Here is an 18901-nt window from a genome sequence, read left to right as displayed (position 1 = left end):
GGAGAGGACTCATTTGAAAATTTTGCTGCTTGATTTGGATTCGACATCACCTAGTCACTTGGGCTGTTATGGCTACCACCGCGACACTTCCCCCCATATCGACCAAATTTCACGGGAGGGCGTGCGGTTTACCAACTATTATACGTCTGATGCACCTTGTCTCCCATCCCGTACCGCGCTCATGACAGGCCGCTTCGGCATTCATAACGGCGTCGTTGGACACGGCGGAACCGCCGCTGACCTTCGTCTGGAGGGAGAAGAACGAAGCTTTCAAAGCCGTTTGAACCGGGAGAGTCTTCCGGCGCTTTTCCGTGCAGAAGGCATGCACACCACCCTGATCAGTCCTTTTGGGGAACGTCATTCAGCCTGGCCCTTCTATGCCGGTTTTAATGAGATTCACAATACCGGAAGAAGCGGCGCCGAATCGGGAGAGGAGGTCACGCCACTTGTCCTGGACTGGATCTCTCGGAACGCAGAGAAAGATAATTGGCTGCTGTATGTAAATTATTGGGACGCGCACACTCCTTACCGTGCTCCGGAATCATTCGGCAATCCGTTTGCCGGCGAACCGTTGCCTCCCTGGATGACCGAAGAGATGCTTGAAATGCATAAGCGGAAGGTTGGTCCACACAGCGCCAGCGAGGTCAACATGTACAACGATCAGACGCAAGAAGAATACCCGCGCCTTCCCGGCAAGATTACCGACATGGACAGCCTCCGGCAAATGATTGATGGCTATGACTGCGGCATCCGCTACATGGACGAACACATCGGACTTATCTTCGACGCCTTAAAAGCTCAAGGCATCATGGACGACTTGGTTATTATCATCACGGCAGATCATGGCGAGAATATGGGTGAGCTTGGAATTTACGGAGAGCATGGCACGGCTGACCAGGGTACTTGCCGAATTCCAATGATTATCCGTTATCCCGGCATGAAGCAAAATCATGTAGACCATGGCTTGCATTATCATTTGGATCTCGCTCCAACATTGGCCGAGCTCATGGGCCGCGAGCCGATGCCGAGCTGGGATGGGCAAAGTTACGCGCCGGCGCTCAAGACAGGCCAGGATTGCGGAAGAGCTACGCTGGTCATCTCGCAATGCGCGCATGTCTGCCAGCGTAGCGTTCGTTTCGATCAATGGTTGTATATCCGTACCTATCATGATGGATATCATCTGTTTGACACCGAAATGCTATTTCATCTAGAGGAAGATTCGCATGAGCAGCACAATGTCGCCGCCGCGCATCCTGAAGTATGCCGCGAAGCTGTGTACCGCCTGAATGAATGGCATGACGGTATGATGCGCACCATGCCTTACGACACAGACCCGCTGTGGACGGTGATGAAGGAAGGCGGCCCCTACCATGCCAAAGGACAACTCAAGGCCTATGCACATCGGCTGGAGGAGACCGGACGTGGCCATGCGATTCCTGAGCTTATGAAGCGACATCCACGGGAGTTCCAATAGAAGCTGGCGGGAGAATACCTATAACAGCACTCCTTATATACACAAATAAACAGAGCAGCAATTCAAAAATTGAAGGAATCGCTGTTCTGTTTTTTTCGTGCTTTACAAATAAACACTTGCAATTTGCAATTAAATATTTTATAACTTAGGTATGAGGTGATAACAATGGAAACCCCACGAGAACTATTTCAAATCATGACCCGGCGTTTAGGACTACTCAATAAGGATTGCTGCAGCGTAGGCGGATGTGATCTCTCTGCGACCCAAAGCCATCTATTGTATGAAATTGATCGAAGCCACAATCCTTCTATGCAGGAAGTCGCCGAAATACTTGGCACTGATATTACAACTTTCAGCAGACAGGTCCAGTCTTTGGTAAAAATGAACTTGGTTAAAAAGATGCCTGATCCCACGGATCGAAGAGTCTATAACCTGTCGCTTACTCCCGAAGGGAAAATGGTGGCTACAACCATTGATCAGCAAATGAACGCCTATCTAAATGAAGCTTTCTCGAACATGAGTGAATTTGAAGTAGAGACCCTGTTACGATCCATTAAGCTCTTTAACGAAGCCATGGGGAAATCCAGCAATTGCTGTGCACCTGTAAAAGGGTGATTTCTCTTGCCTTATATTTGCATTTTGCAAGTTATTCTACTTTACGAGGAGTGTTACATTATCATTATGAGCAAACTTACACATGACCAGATCCGCCAGAATGTCCGGGGACGCTATCAAAAGATCGCTGTGAAAAAGGTCGAAGCTCCCTCTTCCTGCTGTGACTCCCCATCCGATTATGATGCCATATCCGCTAAGCTAGGTTATTCCAGTGGCGATCTTGCTGCAGTTCCTGAGGGTGCGAATTTGGGCCTTGGATGCGGTAACCCTCAGGCTATCGCTGAACTGCAGGCGGGTGAACATGTTCTGGACCTCGGGAGCGGCGGTGGCTTTGATTGCTTCCTCGTTTCCCGGCAGGTAGGTGAACAAGGCCGCGTTATAGGTGTAGATATGACACCTGAGATGATCAGCCGGGCAAGAGAAAATGCCATTAAGGGTAAGTTCAGTAATACCGAATTCAGATTAGGTGAAATTGAGCATCTTCCTCTCGCCGACAACTCAATGAATGTCATTATCTCCAACTGCGTGATTAACCTCTCACCAGACAAACAGCAAGTTTTCCGGGAGGCCTATCGTGTACTTCAGCCAGGCGGCCGTCTGGCGATCTCCGACATTGTAACTACAGCAGAACTTCCCCCTGAGATCAAAAATGATCTGGACGAATACTATTCAGGTTGTATCTCCGGAGCTTCTTCCATCGCTGATGTAGGGCAGATGCTTCGGGAAAGTGGCTTCTCTGAGATTAGTATTGAGCCCAAAGACGAATCCAGAACATTTATCAAGGACTGGGTTCCCGATGCGAACGTTGGCCAATACATTGTTTCTGCTGTAATTAAGGCGAGAAAGTAAGGGGATGTTCGTATGATCAGTACATTACGGTGTTGCTGATCTATCGGTTTACATTGACCGCAGCTATCGCGACCGGATATTGAACCAACTTCATCACCTTAGGACTTACGCTGCCCATTATCATTTCCTGCAGCGTATTCAGCAAGGACTATATTCCTCATAGGATAGAAAGATATGTTCACGTGTTAGCGGACCATGTTCGATAATCGCCTTGCGCTTGGCTTTAAGAACAATTTGCTCAATATCTGCGAAGCTGCATCCGGCTAGGTGTTCACACACTTCCTCAGTCAATCCGTGTTCACCTTCAAAACCGTTGATTAATAGTTCAATATATTGACGTCTGCTGAATTCATCCGGCAGTGAGTAGGTCATTTTCGTATCGAATCTTCTCCAGATCGCCCTGTCCAGCTCATTCTCTAAATTGGTTGCTGCTACAAAAATACTGCTGTCGCCAAAATCATCCAGACATTGTAGTAACGTATTGACCGCCCGTGCCATTTCTTTAACCTCATCGTTACTCTCTCGTGTTCTGGCAATCGCATCAAATTCATCCAAAAATAGAACGCAAGGCGTTGCTTTGGCATACTCGAATATCTTGCGGATATTGCTTCCGGTCTCACCCAAGTGGCTGTGAATAATCGCATCCAGCCGAACCAAGATAAGTGGAAGATCCAGCATTTGAGCCATGTAGAATGCGGTCAGAGTTTTCCCGGTACCCGGTGGTCCGTACATGACAACTTTATTGGGAATGGGTACGCGGTGCTCCTCAAAAGTTTCCCTCATCCCTAGGATGGTTATAAATTCTTCGACAATCTTTCGGTTCATCTCGGGCAGTACAAGGTATTTAACCTTCCTGGCACATTCTTTGGGTGTATAATACGTCCCCATATCTATTCCTTTTGCTCTAGGAAGACGCTGATTGTTGCTGTTTTTATTCATTCGTGTGTAGCTCCTTAACTTTTCATCAGTATTGATCGTAGTTAATCGTAATAATTACGTTTTAAATTATCATACTTTCTTTTCGTTTAAAATGTCAACCAGCAAAGAGCCTATTAGTTTATAGGCTCTTTCAAGAAGTGATTACTTCAATCTCCAACCCTCTGCTCCTTGCTGCAGACTCCACAGATTGGCATAAATGCCGGGCTCCTGCAGCAAGGCATCATGCTTGCCCTGCTGGACAAGACGGCCTTGATCAAGAACCAGGATCTTGTCCGCATTCTGAATGGTCTTCAGTCGGTGTGCAATCAGAATGACAGTCTTATCCGCAACGAGCTCGTTAATCGCCTGCTGGATTGCTGCCTCGTTCTCCGGGTCGAGTGACGCCGTTGCCTCATCAAGCAAGACAATAGATGCATTCTTGAGCAATGCCCGGGCAATGGACACCCGCTGCTTCTCTCCACCGGACAATGTTGACCCGCCTTCACCTACCGGAGTATCATAGCCTTGCGGAAGCTTGGATATGAATTCATGACAGCAGGCCTGTCTGGCGGCTTGCTCGATCTCTTCTTGAGTTGCTGCCATATTGCCGATACGAATATTATTGCCGATCGTATCCTGGAAGAGATAGACGTCCTGGAAGACCATGGAGATATTCTCCAGCAGCTTCTCCGGGTTTATCTCCCGGGTAGATACTCCGCCAATGGTGATTCTTCCGTGTTCCACCTCCCAGAATCGGGCAATCAGCCGTGTGACCGTACTTTTCCCGCTTCCTGAGGGTCCGACGAGTGCAGTAATTGTATTAGGGGCTATAGTAAAAGATAGATCCTGCAGCACCGGCAACCCAGCGTCGTATCCGAAGGTCACTGCATCGAAGACAATCTCCCCGGGCAGCATGTTACTTCTTGTCCCCTGCATAGGCATCTCCTGTTGAACATCCATAATTCGTTGAGCACTGTAAGCAGAATATCTAATTTCACCGTAATTCATCAACACAGCAGTCAATGGTTCGAATACCTTGGTTCCAATTAAAAGAAATAACAGAAAGACAGGCAGCGACAGCGTCCCCCCCGCGAGAAGATAACTGCCCACAAAAATCATGATTGTTAATCCGGATCGGGTCAGCAGCATCGCCCCCATGATCAGCGGTCCCATAATCCCTTCTAGCCGGATGGAAGCCCTCTTCAGCTGATCGAAGGACAGGCGAAGCCGTTCAAACCGCTTCCCTCCCATATTATGTGCCTTAATCTCACGGATACCGGACAGATATTCCTGTAAGCGGCTGGCAGCCTCATTTTTGGCCTCGACATGATTGGCGCTTAATCTGGCCTGCAAAGAATCTGTCATCCATAGCAGCAATGCCCCCAGCGGAATCGCGGCAAACATGGCGAGTGCCATTCTCCAATCAACGAAAACTAGTCCTACGAGTGCAAGTAGAGGTAGAATTACCGCACTGATTAACTGCGGGACATTATGAGAAATCGTTTGTTCGACCTGTCCATAGTCACTTAACAGCAGATTCGTAATATCCGCCGGATCCCGTCTGCCGAAGAACCCGAGCGACAGATGGCGAATATGCTCGGCGAGCGTCAGACGGCCTATCGCAGACAAGCTGTAAGCCGCTTTATAGGTTTTGTTGTATAGAGAGGCGTAGGCTGCATATTCAACAGCAAACCAGAGAAGCAGAATGATACTGACGAGCCACATCCTCCGGATGTCCAGTGCGCTTCCCGGATTTGCAAATGACATATATAGTGTATTGAACATATCCACTAGCAGAGCTGCCGGAATTACTTTGGCAATCCCATCCAATATAGCTGCGATGGCGGATGACCACAAGCTGCGCGGCTGGCCGCCGGATATATTATAGAAGTAATTATTCATGGCCCGTCCCCTTCTTCTCTCCGCCTAATTGCCATACTGCTGCACTGATGTGAGCCTGCCACATTTTTTCGTATAGCCCCATCCGGCTGCGTAATTCATCATGCGTTCCCCGCTCCACAATTTCTCCTTGCTGCACGACAAGAATCTGTTCTGCTGAACGTATGGTTGAGAGGCGGTGAGCAATGATCAGCACGGTTTTTCCTTTTACTAATTCAACCAGACCCTGCTGAATTTTATGCTCATTCTCGGCATCAGCATAAGCCGTAGCTTCATCCAGCACAAGAATCGGCGCATTCTTGAGCAGCGCTCTGGCTATAGCGATCCGCTGCGCCTCTCCTCCGGATAGATAAGTTCCACCTTCACCAATTTTGGTATCATATCCATGCTCCAGCCGTTCTATAAACTCATGGCAGCAAGCGATCACAGAAGCATTGATGACCTCCTGTCTGGAAGCCGTTGTATTCCCCATACGGATATTCTCTTCGATGGTATCGTAGAACAGATGTACATCCTGGAACACGAAGGAGACCGTCTCCATAAGATTCTCTGTCCCCATATCACGAACAGGAATATTTCCTATAGTGATTGTGCCTTCCTGGACATCCCAGAAGCGTAGAAGCAGGTTGGCTATTGTAGACTTCCCTCCTCCCGAAGGCCCTACCAGTGCTGTCATCTCGCCGGATTTGGCTGTGAACTGGATGTCCTTCAAGACAGGCTTGTAATTCTCGCTGTCCTGCTGTTCATAAGCAAACGAGACATGATCGAAGGAGATGTCATAGGAATCAGGAATTAGAGGTACCAACGGTTCCGCCACTATCTTTTCTGCGAACACAGCCTCGATCCGCTTATTGCCCTCAATGATCTCCCGGAGTCCGCTGCCCAAATGCAGCAGCTTCAGCATCGGGGCTGACAGACTTGGCGTAATAATCAGAAATAGGATAAAGGTTATTGCAAATGCCTGTTCACCAGAGTGGCGACTGACCAACAGTAAACCTATGGGTACAACAAACGAAAACAGCGAACTGACAGTGACAAAAAATAAACTGTAGGAGGTCTTACACAGGTCAGTGATTCTTAGTGAAATATCACGATATCTATGCACGGCTGTCCTGAAGGTCAAGAAGGAATCCGCAGTGATACCAAATACTTTGACAGCCGGCATGCCTCTGACATATTCCACTGCCGTAGCATTCATCTCTTCCACTGCAAACTGAAAATCACGATAGGCTGTACGTCCCTCATCGCTGGCAAACATGCGTGCCTGCATCCAGAAGGCGAAGCTCATGGGAATCAGAAGCACCAATGCCATACGCCAATCCAGCCAGAACAGGTAACCTGTTAGCAGCAGCGGTATAATAATGGCACTGATTAAATCAGGTAGCTGATGAGCAATAAATTTCTCGATCTTTTCTACACTGACTTCGATAATTTTCTTGAGTTCACCTGTCGCTGTTTGGGTATGATAGCCCATTGGAACTTTCGCCGCGTGGTCAGTGAGACGGACGCGCAGCGTATACAGAATATTAAAGGCTGCAATATGGGAGCTCATCCCGCTGATGTAAAAAGTGAGCAATGCAGCTATCATCGCTACAAATACGAACGCCCCCCAGAAAAGCAGCAAGTCCTTATCTATTTCAGATGGCTGTCCTGCATGTATCAGCAGTTCCTCGATAATCTTGTAGACAGCAACAAAAGGTGCCAGCTGCAAAAAGCTCGACAATACAGAAAAGAAGCTTGCTGTAACAAGCAGACCTTTTTTCTCGCCGGCAATGCTGATTAATCCTGATATTTCCGACTTTTGTTTCATGTAATACCTCCTTGCCTTCTATACAGTTTATAGTCAGTCTCTTCTTTCCACTCCCCTATGAATATTCTCATGATAGCCGGGCGCCATAAACCCCAAATCGGGATTACTTATAGTATTAAAAGGATCATTGCTGATAATTACCTTTTTTGAAGTATTGAGAGGGAGTGACACCATATTTCCGCTTGAACTTCTCTGTGAAGTGGCTGGGCTTCTTAAATCCGCACATCATAGCGGCTGTTGTTATATTACAATCGGCCGTCTCCAGAAGTTGATAAGCCGCATCAAGTCTGCGTTCAATGATATAAGCGTGAACGGAGCTGCCGAATAGCAGCTTGAAGCCCTTCTTTAGTTTGAATTCATTCAGATAGATCTGTCTGGAGAGCTGTTGAAGACTTGGTGCAGACAGGTAATTCTGGTCCAGGATCTGCTTAGCCTGCATTAAAGCATCTATATCGGATCTGGACATTTGAGCTGAGGCAGTTTGAGAGCGGCCGGCTTCATGTAAGCAAACCGCAGTTAACTCCAGAACCTTCCCTTCAAGATAGATTCGTTTAATATCCTCCTCATAGTCGCAGCTGGAAATGTCTATTAGAATCCGGTTCACTGCTGTGGTCATCGGATACATTTGAAATGGCTGGACTGAACCACCGTATACTGTTTGCATGATAGACTGTAGCTCATGGCGTTTAGCGAAGCTTGAAGACATTTTCACAGTGATCCCTTGAATGTGGCTCCCTGCATGATATCGTCCCATGCTTGTCGAGGGCTCATGCCCGAATATTGACATTTGTCCCCCGTTTAACGTATACGTTGTGCGCGAATCCTCTTCTGTCCAATCAATGGGATCACCAAGGCAGAAGCTCCACTTCATGCTGTTATCCTGATCTCTGCTGCTCATCTCGGTGCGCTCATGCACATACATATCGCAGGAGACTATTTCAATAGAAGAATTGACCTTAATCCGTTCCCAGAAGCCCTGTCCGATATTCTCAGGAACGTTGAACCTCTGCTGCATAAGGGGACTATAGCTATATAACCTATTTAATCCTTCAGTGAGGGGACAGATTGGAGAATATAGATTTGTAATTTCATACCACTCAGACAAGTTATTCATTGAATTCTCCCCAATCGCTTCTTAATCATATAATCGTAATGAGAATTATTATCATTGTCAATCTTTTTGGTATAGTCCTTCCTGCCTCTAACCGGATCGCTTTTACCCAAAAACGGATTAAACGATAACATGGCAGTAAATAGGGTTGTTATCTAGGATAGCTGCCATATAATAATACGTAACGATTACGATTTAATCGCGGGTTGTATACTCTTTGTCCAATATCCTTCTCAAGAAAGGTGTAAATGATGGCTATCACATTGCTTAAACGTATTCCCTCACTGCTTATTGTGTTGTTCGGTGTAACGGTCCTCACTTTCTTTATGTCAGCACTCTCGACAGTTGATCCTGCTGAAGCCTTCGCCCGGCGCACCTTATTGAATCCAACGTCTGTACAAATCGCTGACATTCGTCAGGGTATGGGTCTCGATCAGCCTGTATATCAGCAATACCTGAATTGGCTGGTCCACTCCCTTACAGGAGACCTTGGAGAATCGCTCTTAACCAGAAATGCAGTCAGCAGCGATATCGCTGATAAATTGCCTATGACATTGAGCCTAGTTGCTGCATCCATGTTCTGGGTCATTCTTTTGACGATCCCGGTCAGTATTTTGGGTGCTCTGAGAAAAAACAGCTTTTGGGATCATCTGATTAGCGGTTTTACCATTCTAGGTATTTCACTGCCGAGCTTTTGGCTGGGCTTCTTACTATTGCTTATATTTGCTGTTACATTTCCTATTTTCAGCGTGGTAGAATCCGGGAGTATCAGAAGCTTCATTCTCCCCTCTTTGTCGCTTGCTTTGCCGATTGCTGCTTCCACCATCCGATTGTTCAGGGCCACTCTTCTGTCTAATCTCAATAAGGATTACGTCCTGTATGCCAAGGCCAGAGGACTTAACATGCGGACCATTATGTGGAAACATGTGCTGAAGAATTCTCTGCCTCCGCTGATTACATTATTCAGCCAATACCTTGGTTATATGGTTGTGGGCAGCGCGGTGGTCGAGAGCATTTTTTCCTGGCAGGGAATAGGTACGCATTTGGTAAATGCCATTATTGCCCGGGATTTACCGACTGTTAACGGATGTGTGCTGGTCATTGCAGTTATTTTTGTCATCAGCAATATATTTGCAGATATGTTCAATCTGGCACTGAATCCACGATTAAAGTTTGGAGGGAATACCCCTGCATGATAAAGCGTACGTTCACAAATAAGCAGGCGCTGCTGGGCATAACCATTATAATCGCACTGACTCTGGCTGCAGCAGCAGCGCCGTTGCTCTCTCCGCATGATCCCAATCGAATTGATGTGCTTCATAAATATTTACCGGCCAGCTCAGCGTATCCTCTTGGAACTGACCAGCTTGGAAGGTGCGTATTCTCAAGGCTCTTGTATGGAGCACGTTATTCCCTTGGTATAGCCGTACCAATGATGCTTCTGCTGGGTGGTATTGGCATTGTTCTCGGAACGGCAGCCGCATATATAGGCGGGAAGGTGGAACAGTGCTTTTTGATCATCTGCGACATCTTCATGGCCTTCCCGCCTCTGGTCGTTGTAATGTCGCTGGTGGGTGCATTGGGTGAAGGAATCAGCAATATCCTCTTGGCAATATTATTCTCCATGTGGGTGTGGTTCGCCAAAATTGTGCGGACTTATGCGGGTATGGAGATGAGTAAGGATTATATCACAGCTTCCAGAATTGCCGGGTGCAGCGATGCACGGATCATTTTTCATCATGTGATTCCGAATATATTCCCGCAGTTCATCGTCTACTTAAGCACTGGAATCGCTTCGCTGATTCTGATGGTATCCAGCTTTTCTTTCCTTGGACTAGGCTTTCCAGCCGGCACACCGGAATGGGGGGCCATGCTCAGCGAAGCAAGATCAAGCGTCTATTCTCACCCCTTGCTTCTCCTGTATCCGGGCTTGTGCGTACTGCTGGCAGCGGCAGGCTTCAATCTCTTCGGGGAGGCACTTAGAGACATTACCACACCAGAGGGGGCAGGCGAATGACTACTCTGCTAGAAGTTCGGGACCTTGCTGTTGAACTCAGAGGCACTCAACAGCCAATTGTTAAGCATTCCAGCTTCAGCTTGAAGCAAGGCTCTACTCTTGCAATTGTCGGGGAGAGCGGAAGCGGCAAAAGTATGACCTGTAAAGCGATCATGGGTCTGCTCAATCATAAAATGTTCAATATATCGGGTAGCATCCGTTACCGTGGAACTGAACTTATCGGTCTGGAGGAACGTCTGCTTCGTTCCCTGTGTGGCAGCAAAATGGCGATGATTGTCCAGAACCCTATGACTGCATTTGATCCGGCTTCCAAAATCGGTGCACAAATCATCGAAACTCTTCAGGTCCACCAGAAGATGACCAAAGCGGAGGCTTATGCGCTCGGGCTTGCTGCTCTGGAGAAGCTTAACCTCTCACGCTGTGAACAACTGATGAACAGTTATCCGCATACTTTAAGCGGCGGCATGCTGCAGCGTATCATCATTGCCTTGTCACTAATCCTTGAACCGGAAATTATTATTGCTGACGAGGCAACCACGGCACTGGATGTCCGCAACCAGGGGATCGTTCTGGATGAGCTTGACAGCATCAAGCAAAGTGGGATCGGCCTGATTCTGGTTACCCATGATTTCGGAGTAGCCGCCAGACTGGCAGATGAGGTCATCGTAATGAAGGAAGGATTGATTATCGAAACCGGCACAATCCATAAGGTCTTCACCTCCCCCAGGAATCCGTATACTCAGGAACTGCTACAGGCTAGTCTGCTGAAAAGGGAGGTGAAACTGTGATTACTATCCGTAACCTGCATAAGCAGTACACTGTCAAAGATAAATCAAGGAAGCGAATCGTTGTCGATGCCGTCAATCATATCTCACTCACTCTTCAGGATGACACCGGATATGCACTGATTGGCGAGAGCGGCAGCGGCAAAAGCACTTTGGCAAAAATGCTTGCGGGAATAGAAACGGCGACGAGTGGAGAAATCTGGCTGGATGAGATTAATTTAGCTACATTGAAGGGTGAGGCGCTTCGGAGGAAACGCTCGGAATTCCAGCTGGTGCTGCAGAATTCTCAAAGCGCTCTCGACCCAAGACGGACGATATATCATTCGATCGCTGAACCTCTTCGCTGCCTGAGTCCGCAGGATACTCCAAGGGAGCTTGAACGAATACAAAAACTGGCCTACAAGGTTGGCTTGCCTGAAGCTCTTCTGACTCGCCTCCCACATGAGCTAAGCGGGGGTCAACAGAAGCGTGCCTGTATCGCGCGGGCGATAAGCATATCTCCGAAGTTCATCATTTTTGATGAATCTGTCAGCGGGCTTGATGTCACAGTCAGAAAGCAAATTCTTGATTTGATCGTGCGGCTAAAAGAAGAAGAAAAAAGCACCTTTCTCTTCATCACCCATGATATTGATGTAGCGTTATATCTCTCCAGTAATATCCTGGTCATGAAAGAGGGTTCGATTGTGGAGCAGCTTAACAATGCGGCTTCGTATGATGATTTTCAGCATGAATATTCTAAAATGCTTATAGCCGCACTTCCGCTTCAATCACATCACATCCAATGAACATAACTAAAGGGGAATGAACATGTTTAAAAAAAGAATACCGGTTATATTGTCAATGGTCATACTTACTGCTATTCTCGGAGCTTGCAGCTCTTCTGCCGATACTGAAGCGAATACTCCGGCAACCAGTGAAATCACACTTACAGAGAGTTGGGACTTCTCCAACGGGTTCTACCCGGTCATGACTCCGGAACGCAGTACCAACTACGGAATTATGTATTATGCAGTCAATTTTTATGAGACCCTGGTGAATTACGAAGATGGTACATTCACGCCTGGTCTCGCAGAATCCTGGGACATCTCAACAGATGGGCGGGTATACACCTTTCACCTGAAAGACAATGTTAAATTCTCCGATGGAGCAGCGTTTAACGCTGAAGCCGTGAAGAAAAATCTGGAGGCCATCCCTGTCCTGCTGGGAAGCTATAATGGATCTTATGGAACAACCAGTACGCTACTTGACAAGATAGTTGCAGTAGATCCGCTTACGGTAGAGATACATTTGAAGAATGCTTATTACGGGGTGCTCAAAGACTTAACGATGATCAATCCGATGGCTATGGTCTCTCCTAACGCTTTCAAGGAAGATGGTACACTTGACGATAGATTGCAGACGGCCACTTTGGGGACAGGCCCTTACATGTACTCCGACGATACGGATGGCACAACGTATACCTTCGTGAAGAATCCTGAGTATTGGGGGACGGAGCCGGAAGTTGATCAATTCCATGTGAAGGTCATTGCTGATAATGATGCGAAGCTGCTCGCATTGCGCAGCGGCCAGGTAGATCTAATCGTAGGGGCGGACAAGATTTCCTATGACGCATACAATGAGATGAAAGCAGCAGACGGCTATGGAGCCATAACCTCTGATGCCGTGTCCTACACTCGCTTGCTCGGGTTCAATACTTCTCAAGCTCCTTTTGATGATCTGAATGTCCGTCAAGCGGCTAGTTACGGGATCGACAAGCAAAGACTGAGCGAGAGTCTTTTCTCCGGAATTGAGGTGAAGGCAGACAGAGTATTCGACCAGTCTATGCCATATACGAATGTTGAATTATCTCCTTATGATTATGATAAAGAGAAAGCCATTTCTCTTTTGGAACAATCCGGCTGGGTCGATCAGGACGGTGACGGAATCCGCGAGAAGAAGGGTGTCCCGCTAATGGGTTCGATTCTGTATACAACCGGCTCTTCTCTTATGGACGATTTGGCCTTGGCGCTTACCTCGCAGTTCAAGGAGCTGGGTATGGAGGTTAAGGTTACAGGTATGGACAGAATGGCTTATTATGCAGAAACGATGAAGAATGATTTCACTATTATTCTGAACCAGACGTACGGTCTTACCTATGATCCTTATACTTTCATCAGTAATATGAATGCTTCTCTAAAAGTAGATAATTTTGCAGCTCAGGCACTCTCTCTCGTTCCTGATGGTGACCAAATTATCCAATCGTTATATAGTATGTCTGATGATACAAAAATCCAGGAAACCTACGATTTCATTCTGAAGGAAATTCATAATCAAGCGATCTTCCTTCCGATCTCCTTCGTGAAAGAGCTTGCGGTTTACAATAGTAAAAAGATTAATTCTTACAGCTTCAATGGACAACCTACCAGCGTGGACATTACTAAGGTTGAGCTGATGAAGTAATGCCATCTACCTGACAAAGGGGCTTGCCCCAAAAGTTGGTGGTACTTCCATTTTACCAAAAAGGCGATTTCTTTTTTTATATTTTTGTTAAAGATTGTGTATCCGTATCCCGCTTAAACAGTGGAGAGAACGGAACGATTGTGTAAAAGCGATAGCTGTCGCCTTGGTCTCCGGATTTTCACCGCTAAGGGGAATGGTAAAATCTGGAGAGCGCAGCGACCCAAACAACGGTCCGTTCTCGGAGCGTCCACCCAAGCACACACGTTGATCATACTCAAAAAAACCAAGGCTGCCTTTTGGGACAGCCTCTTTTAGATGCCACCTATGGCTAGCAGTCACAGTGATTACTCCGTTAACCAGAGCTTCTGAATCTTTCACCTTGCTGTTTATAGATAAAGAATAATAACGTGCCTCCCAAGAATGAACAAATAAGGTACACCCAGGTATAGGATAATAAATCGGCAACCGGACCCATAATCACTCCGCTCAGCGATACGCCGAGATCAGCCATAGCAATAAATAAACCGATCAGCACATTCCGGTTATTCTCCGGAAGCACGAACGTCAAATAAGTTGTTAAGGTCGGGTAAAGCATGGCCTGGGCTAATCCCATTAATAAAGCGCCGCTATAAAAGACTGCAAATCCTCCGATAATAGATAGCCCCGTGCATAAGGACGCCGCCGTGAGTGCGAGTATAATCCAAGTTACAAACACTGGATGCCATCGTCCGTCCGAGGGAATCTTTGTCCGCAAAAAAAACCGTGCCGCGACAATCATCGCCGCCTGCAGCATCAAATATACGGCTGCACTGCCATGATTAACCTGAGCTGCATACAAAGGTATAAAGGTTGTGACTGCACCAAACACAATGGAGGATACCAGCATTAGTATACTGCAGCGGAATAAATGTGGATTCGTGAACAGTTGGGTAAACGAACCCCGCATGCCGGTTCTCTGAGCGGCCGGCCGGTTATCCGCCTCCGTCTTCATCGTGGCACTGAAGCCTACAGCTCCAGTAAGGACAGCCATTCCGATAAGTGTTATTGTAAAAACACTCATTTGCCCGGTTTCCCAGATATTTATAGCCAGTAAAGGACCTATTACGCCGGGCATCGATGCACAAAGCGAATACATGGAGATGCCTTGTGAGCGGTCTTTCTGCGGTAAGGCATCAATTATGCCCAGCTGCAGCGACATGGAGAAGAAAGCCGTACAGGCCCCTTGCAGCATCCGGGCGATGAAATATCCGCCTAATCCGGTGAATGTATATAGGGACAAGGCTAATGCGTTGATCACCAAAATAACACGCAGCACTTTAACCGGACCCAGCTGTTGGATCCACTGGCCGGCCCAGGGCCGCAGAAACATCGTCGTAAACAAATAGGCTCCCATAACAAGGCCAATGGTTGAGTTACTGGCGCCCAGGGACTCTCCCTTAAGAGGGATGATTACATTAAGAATAGAGTTGGCACTGAAGTATAAAAGGGTCAATAGATACAGGCGCAGAAAGGGCCAGGACAGGGCTCCCTTCACAGTATTCTCTCCTTCCGGTTCTCAAGGTCAACGCTGCGGTCTTCACCTGGGCCGGCTAAGCGTAAAGCCATCCGAAGCATGTCTTTGGAATATTCTGAACGGACATCGGTTAATTGGTGGGCAGATACGATCTCCTCAATTTGTCCGTTACGGACAAACATCAGCCGGTCACACAGATAGACTGCTGCCTGGATATCGTGGGTGATGAAGATATAGCTCATCCCGTACGATTCCTTCAGCTTTTTAAGCAGTTCAAGCACCTGAAATTGAACGGAAGCATCAAGTGAGCTGACTGCTTCATCCAGCAGAATGCATTGTGGCTCCGTCGAAACGGCTCTGGCAATACACACCCGCTGTGCTTCACCTCCAGACAGTTCATGGGGATATTTCTTGCGGTAAGAAGAGTCCAGCCCCACCTGACGCAGCAGGAGGTCAATTCTCTCTTCGACTTCCCTGCCTTTCTGCCCTGACAGCTTAAGGGGTTCAGCCAAGGCTTTCTCAACAGTATAATAGGGATGAATCGAAGAAGTATAATCCTGGAATACCGCGCTGATCTTTCCCCTTCTGCCTGCCCGTTCACCTATGCTTATTCCTTCGAATTGTATGGTCCCGCGCTCAGGCTTCTCAATGCCAAGCAGCAAACGCCCCAGGGTAGACTTACCGCTCCCGCTTTCGCCAATAATTCCTAATACCTCGCCTGCTTCTAATGCAAAGCTGATATTGTGTAATACCTTCTTGCTTGTGCGGGAGAACAATCCCCCGCCTGTATAGGATTTCTCCACCTGATCAACGGTCAACAAGGTCTAAGCCCCCCATCCTGCTGCTAAAATGCCGGTTCAGCACCTGCTTTGCTTCTATTAGATGCCTGGTATATTCATGTCGGGTATTCGAAAAGATATCAGCTGCACTTCCGCTCTCCAGAATCTCGCCGTCCTTCATGACCACAATGTCGTCAGCAATCTGCTTCACTATGCCTAAATCATGTGACACAAAGATCATGGAGCAGCCTGTGTTTGCCCGTAAGGAAATCAGCTGTTCCATCACTTCAAATTGTGAAAGGGTGTCCAGGGCGGACGTAGGCTCATCGGCGATAATCAGCGTGGGCTCAAGAACAATCGCAAGCGCAATCATCATCCGCTGCAGCATCCCCCCGGAAAGCTGGTGCGGGTATTTATTCATGAGGGCAACCGGATCTTTAAGCATGACGCTCTCCATTGCTTGGGCCATCCTGGACGTGATCTCACTCGGGTTCCAGCCGTAGTGCTGTTGCAGTGTCTCTTTGAAATGACGGCCGACTACGCTTGAAGGGTCGAAGGCTCGCATGCCGTTCTGCATAATCAGACACAGCTGCCTGCCTCTTTGCTTGCGCATTTCCGCTTCGGAAAGCTCAGCGAGATTAACCCCGTTCAGGCGCATACTCCCTGATTGATGAATATTGGATTTGTTCAACCTCATGATTGCCCGGCAGGTGACAGACTTTCCGCTGCCGCTCTCCCCTACAATAGCGAGACAGCTCTCTTGTCTAACCTGGAAGGAGCTATCCGAAACGATTATTGTGCCGGTCAGGTTGTCCCATATCCGTAAATTCGAAACCTCCAGCGTATTCATAGAATTTATGCCACCTCTTCCCCTTTGGTTTTGGCGGAGAACATTGCCAGCCTGCGCGGGAATTTGCGGGTTTTCCTTTGTAATTTAGGATCGAGTGCCGCTTGCAGCGCATCCGAGCAGAAATTAACCGCCGAAACTACGATAACGATAGCCAGTCCAGGGGCCAGCATAAGCTCCGGCCGGGAGAACATTACCCCTCTGGCCTCATTCAGCATCATTCCCCACTCTGCATGAGGGGCTTGAATGCCTAATCCGAGAAAGGACAAGCCGGAGATTTGCAGGATCATGGTGCCGAATGCGCTACTGGAGATCACCGCAATATCCGGCAGCGCTACCGGCAGAACTTGCTTCATGATGATGGCAAGATTGCCCATTCCAAGCGCCTTAGCGAATCTTACATAATCAGCATCGGCATACTGCATGACCGAGGTGCGGATGACGCGTGCAAACCAGGCCCATTTCATAATGACGAAGGCAATCAGAATGTTCTGGATTCCCGGTCCCAGTATACCGACTACAGCCAGCGACATCACATAACCGGGAAAGGAGAGCATGATATCGCAGACTCTCATGATGATGTTATCCGTCTTGCCCCTGAAATAGCCGGCCAGGAATCCGAGAAGGCCCCCAAAGGCCGCAGATACCGCCAGCGCCACAAACACCCAGAGGACACTGGGACGGATTCCGTAAATTAATCTGGACAATACACAGCGTCCCAGATGATCGTTGCCCAGCAGGTACTGCCAGGACGGTGAAGCATAACGCAGCTCCATATGGACTTGTTCCGGGCTATGGGGTGCGAACCAGGGCGCACACATTCCAATGATTGCGACCAGTGCGGTGACCGTTAGAGACAAGGCGGCCAGCTTGTCGCTCCACATTTTATGAAATACAGTCATTTAGAACTCCTTCCTCAATCTGGGATTCAATGCTGCATTAATGAGATCTGACAAGGTGTTGAACAGCACGAAGGAGGCAGCCAGAACTAGAACATAAGCCTGAATGACCGGAAAATCCCGGCCCAGGATTGAATTCACGGTCAATGTTCCAAGTCCCGGCCAGGCGAAGATACTTTCCACGACCACTGTGCTTCCCAGAATAATGGGCACGGCCATGCAGAACACGGATACGGCGACCTGCATGGAGTTCTTTAACATACGCATCGTAATTTTCCGTTCAGGCAGCCCGCAAGCCCTGGCATATAGCGTGTAATCCTCATATAACTGGCTCAACATGGAGCTTCGGACTATACGGAAGTAGATTCCGGCATAACTGACGGTCAGTATGATCACCGGCAGGATGTACCCTGCTAAGGAATCCATGCCGCTGGTCGGCAGCCAGTCCAGCTTGACAGAGAAATACCAGATCATCATTGCTGCAAGCCATGCGGACGGCATGGAAGTCAGGAAGAAGGAAATTCCGCGTACTGAACGATCCAGCAGCCGGCCTTCTTTCAAAGCACAGAGGATTCCGAGTCCAACAGACAACGCCAGAATCGCAACGACTGATACCATCGTCAATTTCAGCGTATTCAGAAAGGCCGGCCCGAGCAGGGACCACACCGGAGTTCCTGTTATATAGGATTCGCCGAAATCCAGCCGGAAGCAGGAGCCCAGCCAATCGAAATACCGGATCAGAAACGGCCGGTCCATGCCCAGTGCTATTTTGGTCTCTGCGATTAACGCTTCGGTAATTTGAGGTACTCCCTGTGACCGCAGAACAACCTCAGCCGGTTCCAGAGGCGACAGATGATTCAGAGCAAAGGTCAGAAACGAAATGATGATAAGCAGCGGAACTGCCGGCAGTGTCCTTTTGAGGATAAATCCGCTCATACAAGATCTT

General features: G+C 48.1%; 17 protein-coding genes. 8 read left to right on the top strand and 9 right to left on the bottom strand.

Annotation, left to right across the window (positions count from 1 at the left end; translation table 11 throughout):
* The first annotated feature begins 13 nt into the window (after positions 1-13).
* The 3 genes from NST43_RS15195 (at position 14) to NST43_RS15185 (ending at position 2938) form a co-directional block, all read left to right on the top strand.
* Positions 14-1474 (top strand): sulfatase, encoded by a 1461-nt coding sequence (locus NST43_RS15195; protein WP_339225158.1) that lies wholly within the window; start codon positions 14-16, stop codon positions 1472-1474.
* Positions 1475-1639: 165 nt separating this feature from the next.
* Positions 1640-2089, top strand: coding sequence for a MarR family winged helix-turn-helix transcriptional regulator (locus tag NST43_RS15190; protein WP_339225157.1), 450 nt, complete (start codon positions 1640-1642; stop codon positions 2087-2089).
* 66 nt (positions 2090-2155) lie between these two features.
* Complete coding sequence (locus NST43_RS15185) at positions 2156-2938, top strand: arsenite methyltransferase (protein WP_339225156.1); 783 nt, start codon at positions 2156-2158, stop codon at positions 2936-2938.
* Between the two features lie 138 nt (positions 2939-3076).
* Here the strand turns inward: NST43_RS15185 and NST43_RS15180 are convergent, their stop codons facing one another.
* From NST43_RS15180 to NST43_RS15165, 4 genes are all read right to left on the bottom strand, one after another.
* A complete protein-coding gene (locus NST43_RS15180; protein ID WP_339225155.1) occupies positions 3077-3877 on the bottom strand; it encodes an ATP-binding protein in 801 nt (266 codons plus the stop codon).
* A 141-nt stretch (positions 3878-4018) separates the two neighbouring features.
* The gene (locus NST43_RS15175) at positions 4019-5758 is read right to left on the bottom strand and encodes an ABC transporter ATP-binding protein (RefSeq protein WP_339225154.1); all 1740 of its coding nucleotides are present in this window, start codon (positions 5756-5758) and stop codon (positions 4019-4021) included.
* Entirely contained in the window at positions 5751-7565 is a 1815-nt protein-coding gene (locus NST43_RS15170; RefSeq protein ID WP_339225153.1) for an ABC transporter ATP-binding protein, read from the bottom strand. The genes NST43_RS15175 and NST43_RS15170 overlap by 8 nt, the downstream gene beginning before the upstream one ends.
* Positions 7566-7689: 124 nt before the next feature.
* Positions 7690-8580 (bottom strand): AraC family transcriptional regulator, encoded by an 891-nt coding sequence (locus NST43_RS15165; RefSeq protein WP_339225152.1) that lies wholly within the window; start codon positions 8578-8580, stop codon positions 7690-7692.
* A 344-nt stretch (positions 8581-8924) separates the two neighbouring features.
* Between NST43_RS15165 and NST43_RS15160 the strand changes: the two genes are divergently transcribed.
* From NST43_RS15160 to nikA, 5 genes are read left to right on the top strand one after another with little or no spacing between them, the layout of a single operon-like run.
* The gene (locus NST43_RS15160; RefSeq protein WP_339225151.1) at positions 8925-9872 is read left to right on the top strand and encodes an ABC transporter permease; all 948 of its coding nucleotides are present in this window, start codon (positions 8925-8927) and stop codon (positions 9870-9872) included.
* Entirely contained in the window at positions 9869-10693 is an 825-nt protein-coding gene (locus NST43_RS15155) for an ABC transporter permease subunit (protein ID WP_339225150.1), read from the top strand. The genes NST43_RS15160 and NST43_RS15155 overlap by 4 nt, the downstream gene beginning before the upstream one ends.
* Positions 10690-11481, top strand: coding sequence for an ABC transporter ATP-binding protein (locus tag NST43_RS15150; RefSeq protein WP_339225149.1), 792 nt, complete (start codon positions 10690-10692; stop codon positions 11479-11481). Before NST43_RS15155 ends, NST43_RS15150 begins: the two co-directional genes overlap by 4 nt.
* Entirely contained in the window at positions 11478-12263 is a 786-nt protein-coding gene (locus NST43_RS15145) for a dipeptide/oligopeptide/nickel ABC transporter ATP-binding protein (protein ID WP_339225148.1), read from the top strand. The genes NST43_RS15150 and NST43_RS15145 overlap by 4 nt, the downstream gene beginning before the upstream one ends.
* Positions 12264-12318: 55 nt before the next feature.
* Positions 12319-13917: a nickel ABC transporter substrate-binding protein gene (gene nikA, locus NST43_RS15140; protein WP_339225147.1), complete on the top strand. Its 1599-nt coding sequence runs from the start codon at positions 12319-12321 to the stop codon at positions 13915-13917.
* Between the two features lie 352 nt (positions 13918-14269).
* Here nikA and NST43_RS15135 read toward each other — a convergent pair whose 3' ends face one another.
* From NST43_RS15135 to opp1B, 5 genes are read right to left on the bottom strand one after another with little or no spacing between them, the layout of a single operon-like run.
* Positions 14270-15451 (bottom strand): MFS transporter, encoded by a 1182-nt coding sequence (locus tag NST43_RS15135; protein WP_339225146.1) that lies wholly within the window; start codon positions 15449-15451, stop codon positions 14270-14272.
* Positions 15448-16251: an ABC transporter ATP-binding protein gene (locus tag NST43_RS15130; protein WP_339225145.1), complete on the bottom strand. Its 804-nt coding sequence runs from the start codon at positions 16249-16251 to the stop codon at positions 15448-15450. Before NST43_RS15130 ends, NST43_RS15135 begins: the two co-directional genes overlap by 4 nt.
* Positions 16238-17059 (bottom strand): ABC transporter ATP-binding protein, encoded by an 822-nt coding sequence (locus NST43_RS15125; protein WP_339225144.1) that lies wholly within the window; start codon positions 17057-17059, stop codon positions 16238-16240. Before NST43_RS15125 ends, NST43_RS15130 begins: the two co-directional genes overlap by 14 nt.
* A gap of 5 nt (positions 17060-17064) precedes the next feature.
* Positions 17065-17958 carry a nickel/cobalt ABC transporter permease gene (gene opp1C / locus NST43_RS15120; RefSeq protein ID WP_339225143.1) on the bottom strand — a complete coding sequence of 298 codons (894 nt, stop codon included), beginning with the start codon at positions 17956-17958 and terminating at the stop codon, positions 17065-17067.
* The gene (gene opp1B / locus NST43_RS15115) at positions 17959-18891 is read right to left on the bottom strand and encodes a nickel/cobalt ABC transporter permease (protein WP_339225142.1); all 933 of its coding nucleotides are present in this window, start codon (positions 18889-18891) and stop codon (positions 17959-17961) included.
* Positions 18892-18901 lie beyond the last annotated feature (10 nt).

Source organism: Paenibacillus sp. FSL H8-0332 (genome assembly GCF_037963835.1).
GTDB lineage: Bacteria > Bacillota > Bacilli > Paenibacillales > Paenibacillaceae > Paenibacillus_AQ > Paenibacillus_AQ rhizoplanae.
This window is presented reverse-complemented; position numbering and strand designations above follow the sequence as displayed.